Genomic DNA, 22,461 nt, shown 5'->3' on the forward strand with positions numbered 1-22,461 from the left:
AGCACATCCGGTCCCGCACCGGGTACGGCTGACTTCCCGCAAGGAACCCTCGGGGGGCGGGGTCCTGTGTACAAGCCGTCCATCCGCCCACAGGCGGCCATGGACAACCAGGGATGCGGCCGTGCTGAGCATCGACATGGCCCTTCCCGACCGCATGACGTGGTGCGCCTTAGAAGGTCGCCGTAGAGGAGGGGATGTCGATGACCGACGCCCATGAGTTCATACCGGCCGCCAGACCCGTGATCGACGAGGAGGAGATCGAGGCCGCGGTGCGCGTACTGCGCAGTGGCCGGGTCGTCCAGGGTCCCGAGGTGGCCGCCTTCGAGGAGGAGTTCTCGGAGCTGGTCGACGGGCGGCACTGCGTCGCGGTCAACTCCGGCACCTCCGCGCTCCACCTGTCGCTGATGGCCCTCGGACTGGGCCCGGGCGACGAGGTGATCGTGCCGTCGTTCTCGTTCGCCGCCTCCGCGAACGCTGTTCGACTGGTCGGCGCCGACGTGGTCTTCGCCGACATCGACGCCGACACCTTCTGTCTGGACCCCGCCGCGGTCGAGGCGGCGATCACGCCGCGGACCGCCGCGATCATGCCGGTCCACCTCTACGGCCACCCCGCGGCCATGGACCGGATCATGGCGATCGCCGGGCAGCACGGCCTCGCCGTCGTCGAGGACGCCTGCCAGGCCCACGCCGCCGCCCTGAACGGCACCCCGGTCGGCGCCTTCGGTGCCGCGGGCACGTTCAGCTTCTACCCGACGAAGAACATGCACAGCCTCGAGGGCGGCATGATCTCCACCGGTGACGCCGAGGTCGCCCGCACCCTGCGCCTGCTGCGCAACCAGGGCATGGAGCAGCGCTACGCCAACGAGATCGTCGGCGCCAACGTGCGGATGACGGACGTCTCCGCCGCGATCGGCCGCGTCCAGCGCGGCAAGCTCCCCGCCTGGACCGAGCAGCGCATCGCCAACGCCGCGTACCTCACCGAGCACATCAGCGCGCCGAATGTGGTCACGCCGAAGGTCGCCGAGGGCGCCCGGCACATCTACCACCAGTACACCGTGCGCATCCTCGGCGACCGCGAGGCCGCCATGGCGAAGCTCACCGAGGCCGGCATCGGCAACGCCGTGTACTACCCGACCCCCATCCACCGGCTGAAGCCGTACTGGGAGCCGGACCAGAAGGCGGGCCGCACCTGGGACCTGCCCGAGACGGAGCGCGCCGCCGCCGAGGTCGTGTCGCTGCCCGTCCACCCCTCGCTGTCCGCGAGCGACCTCGAGCGCGTCGTCGCCGCCGTGAACGCGCTGGGGGAGCAGCTGTGAGCAACGGGAAGTCGCTGCGCGCGGGACTCGTCGGTCTCGGTTCCATGGGGCGTCACCACGCCCGCGTCCTGTCCGGTCTGGAGGGCGTCGACCTGGTCGGCGTCGTCGACCCGATGGGCGACAAGTTCGGCGCCGCCCAGAACGCCCCGATCCTGAACACGGTCGAGGAGCTCATCGCCCTCGGCGTCGACTACGCGGTCGTGGCCTGCCCCACCCACCTCCACGAGGAGGTCGGCCTGGCGCTCGCCGAGGCCGGGGTGTGCGCGCTCATCGAGAAGCCCGTCGCGGAGTCCGTGGACGGCGCCCGCCGCCTCGTCGAGGCGTTCGAGTCGCGCGGTCTGGTCGCCGGTGTCGGCCACATCGAGCGCTGCAACCCGGCGCTGCGCTCCCTGCGCGCCCGCCTGGAGGCCGGCGAACTCGGTGACGTGTACCAGGTCGTGACCCGTCGTCAGGGCCCGTTCCCGCACCGCATCGCGGACGTCGGCGTGGTCAAGGACCTCGCCACCCACGACATCGACCTGACCGGCTGGGTGACGGGGCGCGAGTACGTCTCCATCGCCGCGCACACCGTCTCCAAGAGCGGCCGCGTCCACGAGGACATGGTCTCCGCGGTGGGCCGTCTCGACGACGGCACCATGGTGAACCACCTGGTGAACTGGCTGAGCCCGCTCAAGGAGCGCTTCACCTCGGTGACCGGCGAGCGCGGCTGCTTCATCGCCGACACGCTCACCGCCGACCTGACCTTCCACTCCAACGCCGCGGTCACCACCGAGTGGGAGGCCCTGCAGGCCTTCCGCGGGGTGTCCGAGGGCGACATGATCCGGTACGCCATCCCCAAGCGCGAGCCGCTCCTCGTCGAGCACGAGCTGTTCCGGGACGCGGTGCTCGGCAAGGAAGCCGACATCTGCACCCTGCGCCAGGGAATGCGCACTGTTCAGGTGGCGGCCGCCGTGCTGGAGTCGGCTACACAGAACCGCAGCGTTTCCCTTCAGGTGGAGGACCTGGCAACTCATGGCAGCTGAGAACACGTCGGCGCAGCCGGCGGTGCGTGGCCGCATCGTCATGCTCGTCGACAACGGGGTGAACGGCGACTCGCGCGTGCAGAAGGAAGCACGCTCGGCCGCCGAAGCCGGGTGGGACGTGGTCCTGCTCGGCAAGGGCAAGGGGAAGAGCGAGACGACCTGGGAGATCGGCAAGGCGCAGGTGCGTCTGCTGCCGGTGCCCGGTCCGATGCACCGCCGCCGCCATGAGTACCGCCGGGCCGTGCTGCGCTCGCCGCTGGCGTACAAGCCGGGCCCGCTGGCCGCGTACCGCCGGCAGAAGATCAAGGCCTGGCGCGCCGACCTCAACATCCGGCTGATCCTCGCCCAGCAGGAGGGCTCGTTCCTCACCAGGCTGCGTCTGGTGCTGCCGCGGGTGGCGTCCCGGTTCGTGCAGAACTGGGTGAACCTGCGGGCACGCAAGACCGCCAAGCTGGAGAAGCGCCGCAAGGAGATGGAAGGCCCGCTGGACCGGTTCACCACCGCGTTCTGGCACCGGACGATGGGCACCCGCAGCTGGCGCAGGCTCGACCCGCACCTGTGGGACCTGGAGCTGGCGTACGGCAAGGTCATCGACGAGCTCGACCCGGACCTGATCCACGCCAACGACTTCCGCATGCTGGGTGTCGGCGCCCGCGCCGCCCTGCGCGCCCGGGCCCGCGGCAGCAAGGTCAAGCTGGTGTGGGACGCGCACGAGTTCCTGCCCGGCATCAAGCCGTGGAACTCGCACCCGCGCTGGCACAAGGCCCAGTGCGCCCACGAGCTGGAGTACTCGCGTCACGCCGACGCCGTCACCACGGTGTCCGACACGCTCGCCGGGATGCTCCAGGAGCGGCACGGCCTCAAGGAGCGCCCGTCGGTCGTGCTGAACGCGCCCGACGCGGAGATCTCCCCGGAGCAGGCCGCCGAGCCGGTCCCGGACCTGCGCGAGCTGTGCGGCATCGGTCTGGACGTGCCGCTCACCGTGTACAGCGGCGCGGCCGCCCCGCAGCGCGGCCTCGACATCATGGTCGAGTCGCTGCCGCAGCTCGCCGAGGTGCACACCGCGTTCGTGGTGCTCAACACCGAGTCCGAGTACATGCGCAGCCTGCGCGAGCGCGCCGAGGAACTGGGCGTCTCCGACCGGCTGCACATCCTGCCGTACGTGCCGCACTACCAGGTGGTGCGCTTCCTCGCGGCGGCCGACCTCGGGGTCATCCCGATCCATCACTGGCCGAACCACGAGATCGCGCTCATCACCAAGTTCTTCGAGTACTCGCACGCGCGGCTGCCGCTGATCGTCAGCGATGTGAAGACGATGGGTGAGATGGTCCAGCGCACCGGCCAGGGCGAGGTCTTCAAGGCCGAGGACGTCGAGGACTACGTGCGCGCCGTCAAGTCCGTGCTCGGTGACGCGGCCCGCTACCGGGGCGTGTACGACCGTGACGGTCTGCTCGACGAGTGGACCTGGGAGGCTCAGGCAGAGCTTCTCGACCAGGTCTACACCCGGCTCGTTCCCGGCAGCGCGGTCCGCCCGGCGGCCGAGCGCAGACCGGTGGAGGCGGGGGCGTGAGCGGGACACCGGACGTCAGCGTCGTCGTCGCGGTGTACAACACGATGCCCTACCTGACGGAGTGTCTGAACTCCCTCGTCGGGCAGAGCATCGGCCGAGGACGCCTGGAGATCGTCGCCGTCGACGATGGCTCCACCGACGACAGCGGCCGCGAACTGGACCGGTTCGCGGCGCTGTACCCGGACACCGTCAAGGTGATCCACCAGCCGAACTCCGGCGGCCCGGCCGCGCCCAGCAACCGTGCGCTGGACGTGGCCACCGGCCGTTACGTCTACTTCATCGGCTCCGACGACTACCTCGGCGAGGAAGCGCTGGAGCGCATGGTGAAGTGCGCCGACGCGAACGACTCGGACGTCGTCGTCGGGAAGATGGTCGGCACCAACGGCCGGTACGTGCACCAGGCGCTGTACAAGGAGAACGTCGCGGACGTCAGCCTGTACGACTCGGCGCTGCCGTTCACGCTGGCCAACACCAAGCTGTTCCGGCGGGACATGGTGGAGAAGTACCACCTGCGGTTCCCGGAGCACCTGCCCGTCGGCAGCGACCAGCCGTTCACCATCGAGGCGTGCGTACGCGCCCGGAAGATCTCGGTGGTGGCCGACTACACCTGCTACTACGCGGTCAAGCGCGGCGACGCCAGCAACATCACCTACCGCGCGGACCATCTGGCCCGGCTGCGGGCCGCGGCCGAGATCATGGACTTCACGGCCGGGCTGATCGAGGCGGGCCCGGACCGCGACGCCGTACTGCGCCGGCACTTCACCTGGGAGCTGGCCAAGCTGGTCCAGGACGACTTCCCGTCCCTGGACCGGGATCTGCAGCGCCGGCTCTGCTCGGGCATCGGCCGGCTCGCCGACGTCTACTTCACCGACGGCATCCGTGACGCCATGGACGTCAAGCGCCGGGTGCGGATCGCGCTGGCGCACGCCGTCGCCATCGACGAGCTGGCCGAGGCGATCTCCTCGGAGAAGGAGCACGGGGCGCCCCCGTTCGTGGTGGAGGGCGAGCGCGCCTACGCCCGCTACCCCGGCTTCCGCGACCCCCGCATCGGCGTGTCCGACCGGGTCTACGAGCTGGTCGGGGAGGCCGTACCGGGCCGCCTCGCCAAGGGCACCGTGCTGCTGGACTCCGCCTGGGAGCAGCAGGGCGAGCAGCTCGCCTACACGGCGTCCGTACGGGTGCCGGTGCTGGGCGACGTGGCCGGCGCCGGTGTGGCGCTGCGCCTGGTCAAGGGCGCGATGCCCAAGTCGGCGGACAAGCCGGGCGCGCGCCGGCTGAAGCCCGAGCACGAACTCGTGCCCGTGGTGGGCGAGATGCGGGTGGAGCCGGCCGAGAACGGCACCGGCAGCGTCCTGCACGCCCGCGTCCCGCTGGAGCCGGTCACCGGCAAGTGGGGTGTGCGCGTGTACGTCGACGTGGCCGGCTCGACGTACGAGATCCCGGTGCGCGGCAAGGGGCTGCCCATGCCGCTGGCCCGCAAGTGGGGCCGGGACGACGACCCGTACCGCGCCTCGGCCCTGGTCAACCCCAAGGGACGCGTGGTGGTCGACACGGCCCAGATGTACCCCCCGAAGAGGACTGTGGTCCGGCGGGCGCTGGGGGGCCTTGTCCGGAAACTGAAGTCCCGTTCCAAAAGGAAGAAGTAGCGACCCTCCATGAACATCTGTGTAGTAGCGCTCGGCAAGATCGGGCTCCCGCTGGCGGTGCAGTTCGCCTCCAAGGGCCACCGGGTCATCGGCGCGGACGTCAACGAGAAGGTCGTCGAGCTGGTCAACGCCGGTGTCGAGCCGTTCCCCGGTGAGCACGACCTGGACGTCAAGCTGAAGCAGGCCGTCGACGCCGGCCTGCTGAGCGCGACCACGGACACCGCGTCCGCGGTCGCCGAGTCCGAGGCCGTCGTCGTGGTCGTCCCGCTGTTCGTGGACGCCGAGGGCGTCCCGGACTTCGGCTGGATGGACGCGGCGACCAAGGCGATCGCGCAGGGCCTCAAGCCCGGCACGCTGGTCTCGTACGAGACGACCCTCCCGGTCGGCACCACCCGCACCCGGTGGGCGCCGATGCTGGCCGAGGGCTCGGGGCTGACCGCGGGCGAGGACTTCCACCTGGTGTTCTCCCCGGAGCGCGTCCTCACCGGCCGGGTCTTCGCCGACCTGCGCCGCTACCCCAAGCTGGTCGGCGGCATCGACGAGGCGTCGACGGCCCGCGGTGTGGAGTTCTACGAGCAGGTCCTCGACTTCGACGAGCGGGCCGACCTGCCGCAGGCCAACGGCGTGTGGGACCTGGGCACCGCCGAGGCCTCCGAGCTGGCGAAGCTGGCCGAGACGACCTACCGGGACGTCAACATCGGTCTGGCGAACCAGTTCGCGCGCTTCGCCGACCAGAACGGCATCGACGTCAAGAAGGTCATCGAGGCCTGCAACTCGCAGCCGTACAGCCACATCCACCAGCCGGGTATCGCGGTCGGCGGCCACTGCATCCCGATCTACCCGCGGATGTACCTGTGGAACGACCCGTCGGCGACGGTCGTGCGCTCGGCCCGTGAGGCGAACGCCGCGATGCCGGAGTACGCGGTGGACCTGCTGGCGGCCGCGTACGGCGACCTGACCGGCGTGAACGTCCTCGTGCTGGGCGCCGCCTACCGCGGCGGCGTGAAGGAGACGGCCTTCTCGGGCGTCTTCCCGACCGTCGAGGCCCTCAAGGCGCGCGGCGCGGTCCCCTTCGTCTCGGACCCGATGTACACGGCCGAGGAGCTCACCGCGCACGGCCTCACCCCGCACGCGGGGGAGAAGGTCACCGCGGCGATCCTCCAGGCCGACCACGCCGAGTACCGCACCCTGACCCCGGCTGACCTGCCGGACGTCACGGTCCTCGTCGACGGCCGTCGCACGACGGACCCGGAGGCGTGGAAGGGCGTGCGCCGGGTGGTGATCGGCGGCTGACACAGCCGACCGTCGTAGGATGCGGCCCCGGCCAGTCGGCCGGGGCCGTTCTCCGTTGGGGGTGCCCGTGCCGGACGTCCGCACCGAGCCGACCACGGCGCGCACTGTACGCCGCCCGCGCCGCCTGCGTGCCGCCCTTCCCCTGCTGGTGTGCGTCGTGTACGCCGTGCTCCAGCTCGCCGCCGGCTCCCGGTGGACGCTGTTCCCCGACTCCTACCGGTACGCCCGCGCCGCCGAACAGTACCTGGGCGACTCTCGTGCGCAGGCCCACCGCACGGCGCTCGCGGCCTACTGCACCAGCCGGGCCGACCGTGAGGCGCACGGGGTACGGCTCCAGCCGACGAACCACAGGAGCGAGCAGGCCCTGGCGGCCGCCGCCGCCCGCAAGTGCCGGCACCGCTGGGCGAACGCCCGGGACATCACCACCGCCGACCCCCGCTATCAGGCCATCTTCGCCGCCCGCCCCGGCTATCCGCTGCTCGCGGCGCCCTTCGTCGGCGCCCTCGGCGTGCTAGACGGCATGTGGCTGCTCGGCCTGCTCACCGCCGCGGGCGGCTCCCTGCTGGTCTTCGGGCTGCTGCGGCGCGGCGCGGGGCTGGGCCGCACGGCCGCGCTCACCGGGCAGGTGGCCTTCCTCGCCAGTCCGCTCGGCTGGTGGAGCGACCAGGCCCTGAGCGAGGGACTGTTCACCCTGTGCACGCTCAGCGTGCTCTGGGGCGGTCTGGTGCTGCTGCGCCGCCGCGCCCTGCCCACGGCGGCGGCCGTCACGACGCTGGCGTACGGCGTGGGGGCGGTCACCCGCTACTCGTCGGCCCTGGTGCTGGCGGCGTTCGTGGCGGCGGCCGCGACGGGTGCCCTGTGCTGGTCGCGCGCGCTGCGGCACCGGGGGACGGCCGTCCTCGCGGCCGTCTCGGCGGTGGCCGCGGCGGCGGTGGCGGTGGTGATGAAGGCGCTGGCGCTGCCGTCCTCGCAGGTGACCCTCCAGGACACCTTCACCCACCACTTCCGGCTGCCCGAGGTGGCCGACCCGTGGAGCGAACTGCTCGGCCTCGCCGGCCGGTTCTGGGAGGACTGGGCCGCCCAGCAGGCGGGGCTGCCGTACTTCCTGGTCCTGACCGCCCTCGCGGTCTGGGCGCTGGCACGGTACGGCGAGGGGCTGGGCCCGCTCGCCGCGGCGACCGCGCTCAGCGGGGCGTTCGTGGTCAGCGACCACCCGCTCGTCCAGGAGGCGGACCGGCTCGGTGTGCTGATGTGGATGCCGGTGGTCCTGGGGCTGCCGCTGGTCGTGGACCGCCACTGGGCATGGCACCCGGCCCGGCAGCCGGAGCCACGCCCAGCGAGCTGAGCCCCGCCGTCTTTCAGACGGCGCGCTCGGTGAGGACGCCGTCCTTCTCGTCGTACAGCTCGCCCGTCCTCGGGCACTCCCACACGCCGTTCTCGCCCTCGCGCTCGGTGAGCCGGACGCCGGCGCGGCCGACCCAGCCGATCCGCCGGGCGGGGACGCCCACCACGAGCGCGAAGTCGGGCACGTCCTTGGTGACGACGGCGCCCGCGGCGACCATCGCCCAGCGGCCGATGGTGATCGGGGCCACGCAGACCGAGCGGGCGCCGATCGAGGCGCCGTCGAGGATCTTCACGCCGACGGCCTCCCAGTCGCCGCCGCGCTTCTGCTTGCCGTCGGGGTCCACGGACCGCGGGTTGTGGTCGTTGGTGAGGACCACGGCGGGGCCGATGAAGACACCGTCGCCCAGTTCGGCGGGCTCGTAGACGAGCGCGTAGTTCTGCAGCTTGCAGTTGTCGCCCATGTGCACGCCCGAGCCGACGTACGCGCCGCGGCCGATCACACAGCCCTCGCCGAGGCGGGCGCCCTCACGGATCTGCGCGAGGTCCCAGACACTGCTGCCGGCGCCGATCTCGGCACTCTCGTCGACCTGCGCGCTGGGCTGGACCCTGTAGTTCACTTGTTCGCCTTCCGGTGTCTGCGTTCGCGCTGCGAGCATACGGGCGACCGGGCTCGGTTTGACCCCCGATCGGCCGCCCCGTAACCTTGACCGTCGGCGTGTTCCCTAAGCGCGCCACATCCCCGTAAACCTCTTCCTCCCGGAAACCGGTCCGCCGGTGGTCAGGGAGAGGCCGTCCGTGATGGTTCCCGGGCGGCTGGACTGCGGGGGTGCCGTTCCCGAGCGAGAGAGTGAGATCCGCGTGTACGCCATCGTGCGCAGCGGTGGTCGCCAGCACAAGGTTGCTGTCGGCGACATCGTTGAGGTTGACAAGATTTCCACCGCCCAGGTTGGCGACACGGTCGAGCTCTCGACCCTGCTCGTTGTCGACGGCGACGCTGTGACCAGCGACCCGTGGGTGCTGGCCGGCATCAAGGTCCAGGCCGAGGTCGTGGACCACCACAAGGGCCAGAAGATCGACATTCTGCGCTACAAGAACAAGACGGGCTACCGTCGTCGTCAGGGCCACCGCCAGCAGTACACGGCGATCAAGGTCACCGCGATCCCCGCGGCTGCGAAGTAAGGACTGAGGAGACATGGCACACAAGAAGGGCGCATCGTCCACCCGGAACGGTCGCGACTCCAATGCCCAGCGGCTCGGCGTGAAGCGCTTCGGCGGTCAGGTCGTCAACGCGGGTGAGATCCTGGTCCGCCAGCGTGGCACCCACTTCCACCCGGGCGCCGGTGTCGGTCGCGGTGGCGACGACACGCTGTTCGCGCTCGAGGCCGGTTCGGTGCAGTTCGGCACCCACCGTGGCCGCAAGGTCGTGAACATCGTTCCGGTCGCCTGAGTCGGCTGATCGGAAGCCTTTCGCGAGGCGGACCTCACTTCCCGGACGGGAAGGCGGGTCCGCCTTTCGCGTGTTACGCAAGAGACAAGAACGTACGTATCTGATGGAGGCACCCCACCATGACCACCTTCGTGGACCGCGTCGAGCTGCACGTCGCCGCGGGTAACGGAGGTCACGGCTGTGCCTCCGTCCACCGTGAGAAGTTCAAGCCGCTGGGCGGCCCCGACGGGGGCAACGGCGGGCGCGGCGGCGACGTGATCCTCACCGTCGACCAGTCCGTCACCACGCTGCTCGAGTACCACCACTCCCCGCACCGGAAGGCCACCAACGGCAAGCCGGGGGAGGGCGGCCACCGCTCCGGCAAGGACGGGCAGGATCTCGTCCTCCCCGTGCCGGACGGGACCGTCGTCCTGGACAAGGCGGGGAACGTGCTCGCCGACCTGGTCGGGCACGGCACCTCCTTCGTCGCCGCCCAGGGCGGCCGCGGCGGGCTCGGCAACGCCGCCCTGGCCTCCGCCCGCCGCAAGGCGCCCGGTTTCGCGCTGCTCGGTGAGCCGGGGGACCTGCAGGACGTCGTCCTGGAGCTGAAGACCGTCGCGGACGTGGCCCTGGTCGGCTACCCGAGCGCCGGCAAGTCCTCGCTGATCTCCGTGCTCTCCGCCGCCAAGCCGAAGATCGCCGACTATCCGTTCACCACGCTCGTGCCGAACCTCGGCGTCGTGACCGCGGGATCGACCGTCTACACCATCGCCGACGTCCCCGGGCTCATCCCCGGTGCCAGCCAGGGCAAGGGCCTCGGCCTGGAGTTCCTGCGGCACGTCGAGCGGTGCAGTGTGCTGGTGCACGTCCTCGACACCGCGACCCTGGAGTCCGACCGCGACCCGGTCTCCGACCTCGACATCATCGAGGAGGAGCTGCGGCAGTACGGCGGGCTCGGCGACCGGCCCCGGATCGTCGTCCTGAACAAGATCGACGTACCGGACGGCAAGGACCTGGCGGAGATGGTGCGGCCGGACCTGGAGGCCCGCGGGTACCGCGTCTTCGAGGTGTCCGCCGTGGCGCACACCGGACTCAGGGAGCTGTCGTTCGCGCTGGCCGACCTGGTCGGGCGGGCGCGTGCCGCCAAGCCGAAGGAGGAGGCGACGCGGATCGTCATCCGGCCCAAGGCCGTGGACGACGCCGGCTTCACCGTCACGCTGGAGGAGGACGGCCTCTACCGCGTCCGTGGCGAGAAGCCCGAACGCTGGGTGCGGCAGACCGACTTCAACAACGACGAGGCCGTCGGCTATCTCGCCGACCGCCTCAACCGCCTCGGTGTGGAGGAGGAGTTGATGAAGGCCGGCGCCCGGGCGGGCGACGGTGTGGCGATCGGTCCCGAGGACAACGCGGTCGTCTTCGACTGGGAGCCGACCGTCATGGCCGGCGCGGAGATGCTGGGCCGCCGCGGTGAGGACCACCGCTTCGACGCCCCGCGGCCCGCGAGCCAGCGCCGCCGCGACCGTCAGGCCGAACGCGACGAGGCCGGCCAGGAGTTCGAGGGCTTCGAGCCCTTCTGAGGCACGCGTCACCGACCCGTTGCGGTGCACCGCCGCAACGGGTCTCCCCTGTCCTCGTCCGTCCTCTTTCTTGTCATGTCATCGCGGTTCCGCGTTCAGCGGGCCGACCGGCTGACCGTGCCATCTTTCCTTGCGTCAAGACGCCAGCGACGCAAGGGAGTTCCCCCCATGTCCCCGGACCGCCGTCGTCTCCTCACCGCCGGTGCCGCCGTGCTCGGCGCCGCCGCCTCCGCCCAGTTCTGGCTGCCCGCCACCGCCCACGCCGCCGCGAGCACCCTGCCCGAGAACGTGTTCAGCCTCGGCGTGGCCTCGGGGGATCCTCTGCCCGACGGGATCGTGCTGTGGACCCGCCTCGCCCCCGACCCGCTGAACGGCGGCGGGATGCCGCGGCGAAACGTCGCCGTGCAGTGGGAGATCTCGCCCGACTCCCGGTTCGCCTCCTCCGTGCGCCGCGGCACCGCCACGGCACGGCCCGAGTACGGGCACAGCGTTCATGTGGACGTACGAGGCCTGAAGCCGGGCCGCGACTACTGGTACCGCTTCCGCGCCGGCGGCCGGATCTCCCCGGTCGGCCGCACCCGCACCGCGCCGCAGCCCCTCGCCTCCGGCGGCTCGCTGCGCATCGCGCTCGCCTCCTGCCAGAACTGGCAGCAGGGCCACTTCACCCCCTACGCCGACATGGCGGCCCAAAACCCGGACGTCGTCCTCTTCGTCGGCGACTACGTCTACGAGTCGGGGCCCTCCGCGACGGCCGTGCGCCGGCACGAGGGCAGCGGTGAACCGTACACACTCACCCAGTACCGCAACCGGTACGCCCAGTACCGCGGCGACCCCGATCTGAAGCGGATGCACGCCCGCGCCCCCTGGGTGGTCACCTTCGACGACCACGAGGTGGACAACGACTTCGCCGGGGAGGTCCCGCAGGACCCCGACAAGCAGTCCCACGACGCGTTCGTGACCCGGCTGACGGCCGCCTACCAGGCGTACTACGAGCACATGCCGGTACGGGCCGCGGCGGTCCCGGACGGCCCGCACATCCGGATGTACCGCGCCCTCAGGTTCGGCCGTCTCGCCCGGCTGAACGTGCTGGACACCCGGCAGTTCCGCAGCGACCAGGCCGTCACCCAGGAGGGTGCCCGGGACCCGGCGCGCACCATGCTCGGCGCCGAGCAGAAGCGGTGGCTGCTGAACGGGCTGCGGACCTCCGACACCCGCTGGAACCTGATCGCCTCCCAGATCATGATGGCCGAGACCGATCTGCTGGCCGGCCCCGGCAAGCTCTGGTACTACGACGCCTGGGACGGCTACCAGGCCGAACGCAACGCGCTCCTCGCAGAGTTGGCGTCGGTGCGCAACCCGGTGGTGCTCAGCGGCGACCGCCACCTCACCATGATCAGCGATCTGAAGCGGGACTTCGCCGACCCCTCCTCGGCGGTCGTCGGCGCCGAGTTCGTCGGTACCTCGATCTCCAGCAACGGCGACCAGGACCAGGAGGCCTTCCACGCCCGGTGGGACCCGCTGAAGGCCGACAACCCGCACTGGAAGCTGATCGACGCCCACCGCGGCTACCACCTGTTCGACATCCGCGAGGACGCCGTCGACGCACGGGTACGGGTCGTGGACACCGTCCTGAAGCCGAAGGCGACCGCCCGCACCCTGGCGAGACTCAGGGTCGTGGACGGCCGGCCGGGCGTCCGGAAGGTGTGAACACGGTGTGACCGGAGCCTGGGGCTCATCTGTGTCCCAGGCTCCTCTCAGCGCACTCTAAGGAACATCTCTTACCGTCCCTTGACCATGGAGACCGACTGTACGAGAGACGACGCCGCGGTGAACTCCCGCGCGGAACTCGCGGCCATGCCCGCGCAGCGGACCGCGCCGACCGCGCCACCGGCCCCGCTGCCCGCCGGCACCCGCCTGCTGCACATCGGCCCGCACAAGACCGGGACCACCTCGATCCAGGGCGCCCTCTTCGGAGCCAGGGAGAGACTGCCGGAGTACGGCGTCGCCTTCCCCGCCACGAGCAGACACCCCATGCAGGCCGTCCTCGCGGCCTGCTCGCGGGGCGGGATGATCGGTGACACCACGCCCACCGAGCGGCACTGGCTCCAGCTCGTCGAGCAGGTCGCGGCCACTGGCCCGAAGACCTCAGTGATCAGCAGCGAGTTCTTCGCCGACGCGCCGGACGACGCCACCATCGAGCGGGTCGTCGAGCAGCTCGGCGGTGACCGCGTGCACGTCCTCGTCACCCTGCGGCCGCTGGCGAAGATCATGCCCTCGCAGTGGCAGCAGTACGTGCAGAACGGGCTGCGCATGGGCTACGAGGAGTGGCTGGAGCACATGCTCCGCAAGGCGCCGTACGAGAAGCCCAACCCGAGTTTCTGGCGGCGGCACCGGCACGACCGGCTGGTCGAGCGGTGGGTGCGGGTGGTCGGTGCCGACCGGGTCACCGTCGTCGTGGTGGACGACCGCGACCGCGAGGGGCTCATGCGCACCTTCGAGGCGCTGCTCGGTCTTCCGGCCCGTCTGCTCCAGCCGGTTCCGGACACCGCAAATCGCTCTCTTACCCTCGCCGAGACCGAAATGCTGCGGAATCTCAATAAAGAATTCCGGGGCAATGGCCTGCCGGACGAGCTTTATTCGAAACTTATCCGCAACGGCGCCGTCATGCATATGAAGAACGCGTGCAGCCCGACGTCACAGGACGTGAAGATCTCCACGCCCGCCTGGGCGGTGGAGGCGGCCGCCGGGATCGGCGCCGAGATGGCCGAACGCATCACCGCAATGGGCGTACGCGTCCTCGGCGATCCGAAGCTGCTGTCCGCCGTGCCGAAACCGGCCGGCCGTGAGAGCGTGCAGGAGCCGCGGATGGCTCCCGAGGTGGCCGCTCAGGCCCTGTACGGGGCGCTCGCCGCGGTGGCGGAGGCCGCCCCGGCCCGCTCCGCCGCGCGCGGAGTGCACCAGACCTCCTCCAGGGAACTGGTGAGAGTTCTCGGACATCGCTGCCTCAGGCGGCTGCGGCGTCGCTGAACATCGCTCATCGTTACTCTCAGGTATCACCCAGCCCCTGTGGAGTTACTCACAGGATTTCCAGGGAGCATCCTCATGGTCCCGCACACGTCTTACCAATCACCAGCGGTTCAAGGTGAATGGCGGGTGGCGCGCACATATGCAGTGAAGGGCGCTCACCTTGCATCGCGGTAACCGCAAGTGGGACCATTTCCCCGTTCCCTGTCGCCCCAAGGTAGGTCTTCTGGTGTCCCAGCACATAGCCAAGCCCCGTACGACCGCAGTGATCCTGGCCGGTGGTACCGGCCAGCGCGTGGGTCTGTCGATCCCCAAGCAGCTGCTGAAGATCGCAGGCAAGGCCGTCATCGAGCACACCCTGACCACCTTCGAGAAGGCCGACTCCGTCGACGACGTCATCGTGCTGATGGCGCCGGGCTACGTGCCCGACATCGAGAAGATCGTCGCCAAGGCCGGGTTCAAGAAGGTCTCGAGGATCATCGAGGGCGGTACCACCCGCAACGAGACCACCGAACGGGCCATCGCCGCCCTGGGCGAGGGCCTGGCCGAGGGCGAGGACCTCAACGTCCTCTTCCACGACGCCGTACGTCCCCTGCTCTCCCAGCGCGTCATCGATGACTGCGTGGCCGCCCTGCAGCGCTACCAGGCCGTCGACGTCGCCATCCCCTCCGCCGACACCATCATCGTCACCCGGACGCACGGCGAGGACGGCGAGTTCATCACCGAGATCCCGGACCGCTCCCGGCTGCGCCGCGGCCAGACCCCGCAGGCCTTCAAGCTGTCCACCATCCGCCGCGCCTACGAGGTGGCGGCCGGCGACCCCAACTTCCAGGCCACGGACGACTGCACGGTCGTCCTCAGGTACCTGCCGGACGTGCCGATCCACGTCGTCGCGGGTGACGAGTACAACATGAAGGTCACTCAGCCGGTCGACGTCTTCATCGCGGACAAGCTGTTCCAGCTCGCCTCCACCGCCGCCCCCGAGCAGAACGGCGAGGAGGTCTACCGCGAGCTGCTGACCGGCAAGACCGTCGTCGTCTTCGGCGGCTCCTACGGCATCGGCAAGGACATCGCCGAGCTGGCCGAGTCCTACGGCGCCACGGTGTACGCCCTCGGCCGCTCCACCACCGGTACGCACGTGGAGAACCCGGAGGAGGTCGACGACGCGCTGTCCAAGGCCTACAGCGAGACCGGGCGCATCGACCACGTCGTCAACACCGCCGGGGTGCTGCGCATCGGCAAGCTGGCCGAGACGGACAACGCGACCATCGAGGAAGCGCTGAAGGTGAACTACCTCGCGCCGGTGCAGATCGCCCGTTCGGCCTACAAGTACCTCGCCGAGACCAAGGGGCAGTTGCTGCTGTACACGTCCAGCAGCTACACCCGCGGCCGCGCCGAGTACAGCCTCTACTCCTCGACCAAGGCCGCCATGGTGAACCTCACCCAGGCGCTGTCCGACGAGTGGGCCGCCGACGGCATCCGGGTGAACTGCGTGAACCCGGAGCGCACGGCGACCCCCATGCGCACCAAGGCCTTCGGGCAGGAGCCGGCGGGCAGCCTGCTCTCCTCCGAGGCCGTCGCCCGCACCTCGCTCGACGTCCTCCTCTCCGAGCTCACCGGGCACGTCATCGACGTCCGCCAGCAGGACCCCACGGCCGCCGCGGGTGAGGCCTCCGGCTTCGAGCAGGCCCTGGCCTCGGTGCTCGACCGACAGGACGGCGTGGCATAATCAACCGCAAATAGCCATCGAATTTCAGGCCTCTGTGGCTCCCTGTTTACGGAGAATTCACAGAGGCCTGAAGCGTAAGAATCCAGGGTCCTTCACAAAGGATTTTCCGGACTTTTAGGCTTCTATGACCGGCACCCTCCCCAGAGCAGGTTTCTCCGTGATATCCACTGCCATTCGCGTGGCCCGGGTGGGCAGCGCGGCCGAGCTGGCCGCGGCGGTCCTCATGATGCTGGGCTACCCCTGCCTCATGCTGGCCGCGCTCGTCCCGAGCACCCCCGCCTTCGCCGCCGTGGCCGCCGTGACGTACCTGGCGGACCTCTATCTCCACCGCAAGGGCACCTACCTCATCACCCTGCTGAACAAGGTGAGGGCGGGTCTGTCCACCCGGTTCCTGGTCCGCGAGCTGCTGCTCATCCTGCTGCTGGCCAGGCTCGACCTGTCGGAGGAGCCGGTCTTCTACGCGGCGATCGCCTGCTTCACCCTCTTCTTCGGTCTCCAGGCCCCGCACGGCGCCCTGGTCACGCTGATCGGCAAGCGCCGCCAGATGCCGGTCGTGACCCGCAACGTCGACCTGGCCTCCCGGCTGACCATCCCGGACGCCCCGCCGCGCTCCCTGCTGAGCGGGGCCGGGCGGAAGATGCTCCACCTGGACCTCGCGGCCGTCGCCGGCCTGCTCGTCTACGCCCTCTCCGGCACCGACCTCGCCGGGTACGTCGGCGTCGGCGTCACCCTCGTCCTCGGCGCGCTCTACGTCGCCCTGCTGGTGCCGCACCTGCGCGCCCGCCGGCTGCCGCCCAGGCCGGACAAGGTGCTGTCCACGGTGAGCGCCTGGCTGCGCGAGTACCGCCCGGAGACCGTGCTGTACTTCTCCGGCTCCAAGGAGTCCGCCTACCAGGTCAACATGTGGCTGGAGACGATGGAGCAGCTCGACTCCCGGCCCCTGATCATCCTGCGTGAGCGTTCCGTGCTGGAGCGGATGGCGCCCACCACGGTCCCCGTCATCTGCGTGCCCGGGGGGGTGCACCTGATGAACATGGACCTCTCCATGGTGCGGGTCACGCTGTACGCCGCGAACGTCGGCAAGAACATCCACATGCTGCGCGTGCCCACCATGAAGCACGTCTTCATCGGCCACGGCGACAGCGACAAGCTCGCCAGCGTCAACCCGTTCAGCAAGGTCTACGACGAGGTGTGGACCGCGGGCCGGGCCGGCCGCGACCGCTACGCCATCGCCGACGTCGGCATCCGCGACGAGGACATCGTCGAGGTCGGCCGCCCGCAGCTCGCGCCCATCCAGACCTGGGCCGGTGCGCCGGAGGAACGCATCCCGACCGTGCTGTACGCGCCCACCTGGGAGGGCTGGGACGACAACCCGGGCAACACCTCGATCCTGCTGGCCGGCGAGAACATCGTGAAGAAGCTGGTCGCCGCCGAGCCCCCGGTCCGCGTCCTGTACAAGCCGCACCCGTTCACCGGCACCCGCAGCGCGGCGGCCGGGGCAGCGCACCGCAGGATCACCGCCCTGATCAAGAAGGCCGCCGAGCAGCGCGCCGCGGACTCCCGCTTCCGGGGCGACGCGGTGGCCCAGGGCAAGGCGAAGACCGACCTGATCCGGCTGAAGGCCCGCCTGGAAGACCTCTCGCTCTCCTTCGACGAGAAGGCCGACGAAGCGGTGACCAGCCGCGACGGCATTGTTGACATGCGCAAGCACGAAGAGGCGGCCCGGCTGCGCGCCGAGTGGAACGAGGCCTACTGGCGGAGCTTCCCCGACTTCGAGCACCGGGTGATCACCGGCGCCGAACCGCGTCTGTACGACTGCTTCAACGCCTCCGAGGCGATGGTCTCCGACATCTCCAGCGTGGTGTCCGACTTCATCGCGAGCGGCAAGCCGTACGCGGTCACGGACTCCGCGGAGCTCGGCGCGGAGGAGTTCCGCCGGCAGAACACCGCGGTGCGCGCGGCCGTGATCCTCACCAACTCCGCCGCGGAGCTGGACCAGCTGCTCGACGCGGTGCGCGACCCGGCCGCCGACCCGCTGGCCGAGGACCGCAAGGAGCTCAAGGAGTATCTGCTCGGCCCCGACGAGCCGACCTCCCTCGAGCAGTTCAACACCGCCGTCGCGGACCTCGCCCTGAAGGCCGAGGCACGCAACGTCGGTCAGGCGTCCCGGGCCGCCGCCCTGGACGGCGCGGCCGACGCGACGACCGGCGACGACGCGGGACTGCCCCATGGTGTGACGGCCGTCTGAGGCCCGCGCCGCGAAGCCCCGTTCCCGGAGACGGCTCTCCGGGAACCGGGCTTTTCGGCATTCTGTGATGTGGAACACCTTCCCCGGGCGGGACAACCCGTTTCCCGTATCAACCGTCTATCGGTTAGCTGGAATGTTGAAAAGGGGGAACCGTTGCGTGATGAGAGGGAAAAGTGACTCTTGCGCAGCCTGACGTCACGGTGATCATCGGGGCGTACGAAGCGATGCCGTACCTGGTCGAATGCCTGGCCTCGGTCGAGGCGCAGACGCTGGACCCGGCGCGGATCGAGGTCGTCGCCGTCGACGACGGTTCCCAGGACGGCACCGGTGACTACCTGGAGGAGTTCGCCGCCCGCGCCCCCATGCCGGTCACCGTGATCCGGCAGGAGAACTCCGGCGGCCCCAGCGGCCCGCGCAACGTCGGCCTGGCCAAGGCCACCGGGCGGTACGTGTTCTTCCTGGACGCCGACGACCGGCTGGGCACCGAGGCCCTGGAGCGGATGGTCGCCATGGCCGACCGCAACGGCACCGACGTGTGCCTCGGCAAGGTCGAGGGCGTCAACCGCAACGCGCCCAAGTCGATGTGGGGCAAGAACCGCGAGCGTACGGACGTCTTCTCCTCCAACATCAAGTTCACGCTCAGCGCCCAGAAGCTGTTCCGCCGCGCGTTCCTGGAGCGCCACGGGATGCGCTTCGACGAGTCCCTGTGGACCGGCGAGGACGCGCTGTTCACGATGGAGGCCTATCTGCGGGCCGACGGCGTCTCCATCGTCGCCGACCACACCTGCTACTACCTGGTGGGCCGCGACGACGGCAAGCACGTGACGAAGACCGGCAGTTACAAGCTGCGCTTCGACTCCGCGCGCGCCCTGATGGGCCTGCTGGAGCGGATGCTGCCGCCCGGCCCCAAGCGGGACGTGCTGATGGTCCGCCCCTTCCTCGTCACGCTGCTGCCGCAGTTCGGACCGGTCTTCCTCCGGCAGGACGAGACGATCCGGCGCACCAAGTTCGAGCTGGCCCAGCCGCTGATGGACGCGTACTGGAACGAGGGCGTCGCCCAGCGCCTGAAGGTCCACGAGCGGCTGCGGCTGCAGCTGGTGGCCATGCAGCGCCCGGACCTGCTGGTGGAGGTCCTGGAGTTCATGAAGGCCAAGAGCGAGCCCAGGGCCGTCCTGAAGAAGGGCGGCACCCAGCTCTACCTGGCCTACCCCGGCTACCGCTCCCGCAAGGCCGGCGTCCCCGACCGCGTCTACCTCGCCGAACCACGCGAGGCCAAGGCGTACCCGGGCTGGCGCCAGACGCCGGCCGAGACCTTCCTGCGCGGCGCGACCCGCAAGGTGCGGCGCAAGCTGGGGCGGCTGAAGAAGCGGGTCACCGGACAGGGGGGCCGGGTGGCGGCCTGAGCGTCGTCCCCGACGCCCAGGGGGCTACTTCGCGGGCTTCAGGGCCCGGCCCATGACACGGCGGGCGCGGCGGTAGATCGAGGGCGCCGGGACGGCCGAGGCGGCGGCCTTGGCGGCTGCCTTCGCTCCCGCCCGGGACTTCGCCAGCTCCCGCTTCAACTGCGTGTTGTGGGCGTCCAGTTCGGTGATGCGCTGCTGGAGCCAGCCGAACCGGCTCGTCAGCGAGGCGATGTCCGCGTCGATCCAGGGACGTACGCCCGCCGGGAAGCGCAGGGCACGCAGCTGCTTGTCGAAGGCCTTGCCGCCGTCGCCGTGCGTGAAGGTGTTCTCCAGCCCGTTCTTGTCCAGGAACGCGGTGAACCGGTCGAACCGCTCCCGGTGGTTGCCCGTCAGGGCACCGAAGTCGGCCTCCTCGTACAGCTCGGCCGGGTCGAGACCCTCCGGGACCTCGTTCAGCAGCCGGTGCGGGATCTCGAAGTAGCGGCACAGCTCCAGCGTGCGGGAGTCGAAGGCCAGCACGGTGGCCGGCGTGCCCGCCAGCAGGGCAGCGATGTTGCCGTGGATGCGCGAGCCGAAGGAGTAGTCGAACTCCTTGAGGTCGTCGATCCAGGTGACCGGGTCGATGTACACCCGGACCTTGTCCTCCCGGTACATCGGGTGGTCGGGGTGGGTCGGCATCTCGCGGATCCGGCCGGCCGGGGAGTCGACGTCACGCCAGTGCAGCTGGCGGGCGTCGGTGAGGTTCTGCCCGATGTAGCGCAGGTGGGGGTAGCGCTCATGGGCCCGTTTGAGGATCTTGCTCAGGCCGCCGCGCACCGCGGTGTGCGAGCCGTTGGTCGAGATCCTCGACTCGGGGGTGATGGCCGCCACCCGCTTGGTCACCTCGAGCGTGTCGCCGTACATGAACAGCGACGGGCAGCCGATGATCTCGACGTCCCGGAATCCCATGTCGGTGAGGTACTTCGCGGTGAACTCGCCGCGGACACCGATGGAGGCGCTGTGGTCCAGCACGGCGGAGACGAAGTCCCGCACGGTGGACTCCATGGACTTCAGCCGCGCCGGGTCGTTGTCCAGACCGGCCTGCGCGCCGACGCCGACCACCACGACGGGGATCTTCAGCTTCGATATGAGCTGGGTCAGCCGCTTGAGCGGTGCCTCGAACGTCGGCCGGAAGGCGTTGGCCAGCGGTACGACGAACGCGTCGTACTCCTCGTTGATCCGCGCTGCGGCGTTGACCTGGGTGGCGATGCCGTTGGACACCACCTCCGCCCTGCCTGGCACACTGAGGATCTTGTGTGTGGCGTCACTGAAGATCAGGTTGCCGGAGTTGGTGGCGAAAACGTCGCGGTGGAGGGCTTCCTCGACGGGGACCACGTCGAAGGGGCTCTTCCCCGACCTGAGGAGTATGCGCTTCACAGGGCGAACTGTAGGTGACACAAACTTCAAAATAAATTTGTATTCCCTTCAGATTCCATGTGGAACCCGTACACCCCTTTTGCCGTACGCAAAGAGTGAGCGAACGGCTACGCGGACGGATCGTCCGGGGAGTGGAACTCGCGCGCGGCCCCGGGGCACGTTCGCGTAGATTGCGAGGGGAGTCGGTTCAGCCGCGCGAGGGGACGAAGAGCAAGGTGGCAGGGGCAAGGCAGGCCGTGGGCGAGGCCCGCAGGATCGTCGTCAAGGTGGGCTCCTCGTCGCTGACCACCGCCGCCGGAGGACTCGACGCCGACCGTGTCGACGCGCTCGTCGACGTCCTCGCCAAGAGCCGCAGCGGCGGCGAACGTGAGATTGTCCTCGTTTCCTCCGGCGCCATCGCCGCCGGACTCGCCCCGCTGGGCCTGCGCCGCCGCCCCCGCGACCTGGCCCGCCAGCAGGCCGCCGCCAGCGTCGGCCAGGGCCTCCTCGTCGCCCGCTACACCGCCTCCTTCGCCCGCTACGCCGTCCGCGTCGGGCAGGTGCTGCTCACCAGCGACGACATGAGCCGTCGCGCCCACCACCGCAACGCCTCGCGCACCCTGGACAAGCTCCTCGCGATGGGCGCGTTCCCGATCGTCAACGAGAACGACACCGTCGCCACCGACGAGATCCGCTTCGGCGACAACGACCGCCTGGCCGCCCTCGTCGCCCACCTCGTCCACGCCGACCTGCTGGTGCTCCTGTCCGACGTGGACGGCGTCTACGACGGCGACCCCAGCAGGCCCGGCACCTCACGGATCGCCGAGGTGCGCGGCCCCGAGGACCTCACGCACGTCGAGATCGGCAGCGCCGGCAAGGCGGGCGTCGGCACCGGCGGCATGGTCACCAAGGTCGAGGCCGCCCGGATCGCCACCGGCGCCGGCATCCCCGTGGTCCTCACCAGCGCCGTCCACGCCGCCGACGCCCTCGCCGGCGGGGACACCGGCACCTACTTCCACCCCACCGGCAAACGCTCCGCCGACCGGCTCCTGTGGCTCCAGCACGCCTCCACCCCGCAGGGGTCGCTCACCCTGGACGACGGCGCGGTCCGCGCGGTCGTGGAGCGCCGCACGTCGCTGCTGCCCGCCGGGATCGCCGCTGTCGAGGGCGAGTTCAGCGCGGGCGACCCCGTCGAGCTGCGCGACACCGCCGGACACGCGGTGGCCCGCGGACTCGTCAACTTCGACGCCAAGGAGATCCCCCTGCTGATCGGGCGGTCCACCCGCGAGCTGGCGCGCGAGCTGGGCGCGGAGTACGAGCGGGAGGTCGTCCACCGCGACGACCTGGTGATCCTCCAGCCCTGAGGCCGTCGAACGGCTGTCTGCCGACCGCCCCGAACGGTCCGTACCGGTGGGGGACGTTCCGTGAAACCGCCCCATGGAGCCGTGCGGCCTGCTCAACTTTGTCT

At 70.3% G+C, this 22,461-nt stretch carries 17 protein-coding genes; 15 read left to right on the forward strand and 2 right to left on the reverse strand.

The genetic code is table 11. From position 1 onward, the window contains the following. Positions 1-200: 200 nt before the first annotated feature. The 6 genes from OG852_RS32345 to OG852_RS32370 all read left to right on the forward strand — a co-directional run bounded on the left by OG852_RS32345 (position 201) and on the right by OG852_RS32370 (position 8,192). Positions 201-1,316, forward strand: coding sequence for a DegT/DnrJ/EryC1/StrS family aminotransferase (locus OG852_RS32345; RefSeq protein ID WP_133911651.1), 1,116 nt, complete (start codon positions 201-203; stop codon positions 1,314-1,316). Between the two features lie 44 nt (positions 1,317-1,360). Then, positions 1,361-2,338 carry a Gfo/Idh/MocA family protein gene (locus OG852_RS32350; protein WP_443064667.1) on the forward strand — a complete coding sequence of 326 codons (978 nt, stop codon included), beginning with the start codon at positions 1,361-1,363 and terminating at the stop codon, positions 2,336-2,338. Further along, positions 2,328-3,908: a glycosyltransferase family 4 protein gene (locus OG852_RS32355; RefSeq protein WP_208117111.1), complete on the forward strand. Its 1,581-nt coding sequence runs from the start codon at positions 2,328-2,330 to the stop codon at positions 3,906-3,908. Before OG852_RS32350 ends, OG852_RS32355 begins: the two co-directional genes overlap by 11 nt. A gap of 44 nt (positions 3,909-3,952) precedes the next feature. Continuing rightward, positions 3,953-5,554, forward strand: a complete 1,602-nt coding sequence (locus OG852_RS32360) for a glycosyltransferase family 2 protein (protein WP_330351535.1) — start codon at positions 3,953-3,955, stop codon at positions 5,552-5,554. A 9-nt stretch (positions 5,555-5,563) separates the two neighbouring features. Beyond that, complete coding sequence (locus tag OG852_RS32365; protein WP_133911654.1) at positions 5,564-6,847, forward strand: nucleotide sugar dehydrogenase; 1,284 nt, start codon at positions 5,564-5,566, stop codon at positions 6,845-6,847. A 67-nt stretch (positions 6,848-6,914) separates the two neighbouring features. Next, positions 6,915-8,192 carry a hypothetical protein gene (locus OG852_RS32370; RefSeq protein ID WP_330349814.1) on the forward strand — a complete coding sequence of 426 codons (1,278 nt, stop codon included), beginning with the start codon at positions 6,915-6,917 and terminating at the stop codon, positions 8,190-8,192. A gap of 13 nt (positions 8,193-8,205) precedes the next feature. Here OG852_RS32370 and OG852_RS32375 read toward each other — a convergent pair whose 3' ends face one another. Further along, positions 8,206-8,808, reverse strand: a complete 603-nt coding sequence (locus OG852_RS32375; protein WP_330349815.1) for an acyltransferase — start codon at positions 8,806-8,808, stop codon at positions 8,206-8,208. Between the two features lie 241 nt (positions 8,809-9,049). Between OG852_RS32375 and rplU the strand changes: the two genes are divergently transcribed. The 8 genes from rplU to OG852_RS32415 all read left to right on the forward strand — a co-directional run bounded on the left by rplU (position 9,050) and on the right by OG852_RS32415 (position 19,598). After that, positions 9,050-9,370: a 50S ribosomal protein L21 gene (gene rplU / locus OG852_RS32380; RefSeq protein WP_133911667.1), complete on the forward strand. Its 321-nt coding sequence runs from the start codon at positions 9,050-9,052 to the stop codon at positions 9,368-9,370. A 13-nt stretch (positions 9,371-9,383) separates the two neighbouring features. Continuing rightward, positions 9,384-9,638 carry a 50S ribosomal protein L27 gene (gene rpmA / locus OG852_RS32385; RefSeq protein ID WP_003990207.1) on the forward strand — a complete coding sequence of 85 codons (255 nt, stop codon included), beginning with the start codon at positions 9,384-9,386 and terminating at the stop codon, positions 9,636-9,638. A 119-nt stretch (positions 9,639-9,757) separates the two neighbouring features. Next, on the forward strand, positions 9,758-11,194 hold the full coding sequence (gene obgE / locus OG852_RS32390; RefSeq protein WP_133911668.1) for a GTPase ObgE: 1,437 nt from the start codon (positions 9,758-9,760) through the stop codon (positions 11,192-11,194). A 168-nt stretch (positions 11,195-11,362) separates the two neighbouring features. Further along, entirely contained in the window at positions 11,363-12,901 is a 1,539-nt protein-coding gene (locus OG852_RS32395) for an alkaline phosphatase D family protein (protein WP_330349816.1), read from the forward strand. 87 nt (positions 12,902-12,988) lie between these two features. Continuing rightward, positions 12,989-14,221, forward strand: coding sequence for a hypothetical protein (locus OG852_RS32400; RefSeq protein WP_330349817.1), 1,233 nt, complete (start codon positions 12,989-12,991; stop codon positions 14,219-14,221). Between the two features lie 226 nt (positions 14,222-14,447). Beyond that, complete coding sequence (locus tag OG852_RS32405) at positions 14,448-15,947, forward strand: SDR family NAD(P)-dependent oxidoreductase (RefSeq protein WP_133911670.1); 1,500 nt, start codon at positions 14,448-14,450, stop codon at positions 15,945-15,947. A 157-nt stretch (positions 15,948-16,104) separates the two neighbouring features. Continuing rightward, a complete protein-coding gene (locus tag OG852_RS32410) occupies positions 16,105-18,195 on the forward strand; it encodes a hypothetical protein (protein WP_330349818.1) in 2,091 nt (696 codons plus the stop codon). Between the two features lie 173 nt (positions 18,196-18,368). Further along, positions 18,369-19,598, forward strand: a complete 1,230-nt coding sequence (locus OG852_RS32415; RefSeq protein ID WP_133911672.1) for a glycosyltransferase family 2 protein — start codon at positions 18,369-18,371, stop codon at positions 19,596-19,598. Positions 19,599-19,622: 24 nt separating this feature from the next. On the opposite strand, the gene OG852_RS32420 is transcribed toward OG852_RS32415, so the two are convergent. Further along, complete coding sequence (locus tag OG852_RS32420) at positions 19,623-21,014, reverse strand: polysaccharide pyruvyl transferase family protein (protein WP_330349819.1); 1,392 nt, start codon at positions 21,012-21,014, stop codon at positions 19,623-19,625. A 236-nt stretch (positions 21,015-21,250) separates the two neighbouring features. Here OG852_RS32420 and proB point away from each other — a divergent pair, with 236 nt between their 5' ends. Beyond that, positions 21,251-22,357, forward strand: coding sequence for a glutamate 5-kinase (proB, locus tag OG852_RS32425; RefSeq protein ID WP_133911847.1), 1,107 nt, complete (start codon positions 21,251-21,253; stop codon positions 22,355-22,357). Positions 22,358-22,461: the final 104 nt, after the last annotated feature.

It is taken from the genome of Streptomyces sp. NBC_00582 (assembly GCF_036345155.1).
Taxonomy (GTDB): domain Bacteria; phylum Actinomycetota; class Actinomycetes; order Streptomycetales; family Streptomycetaceae; genus Streptomyces.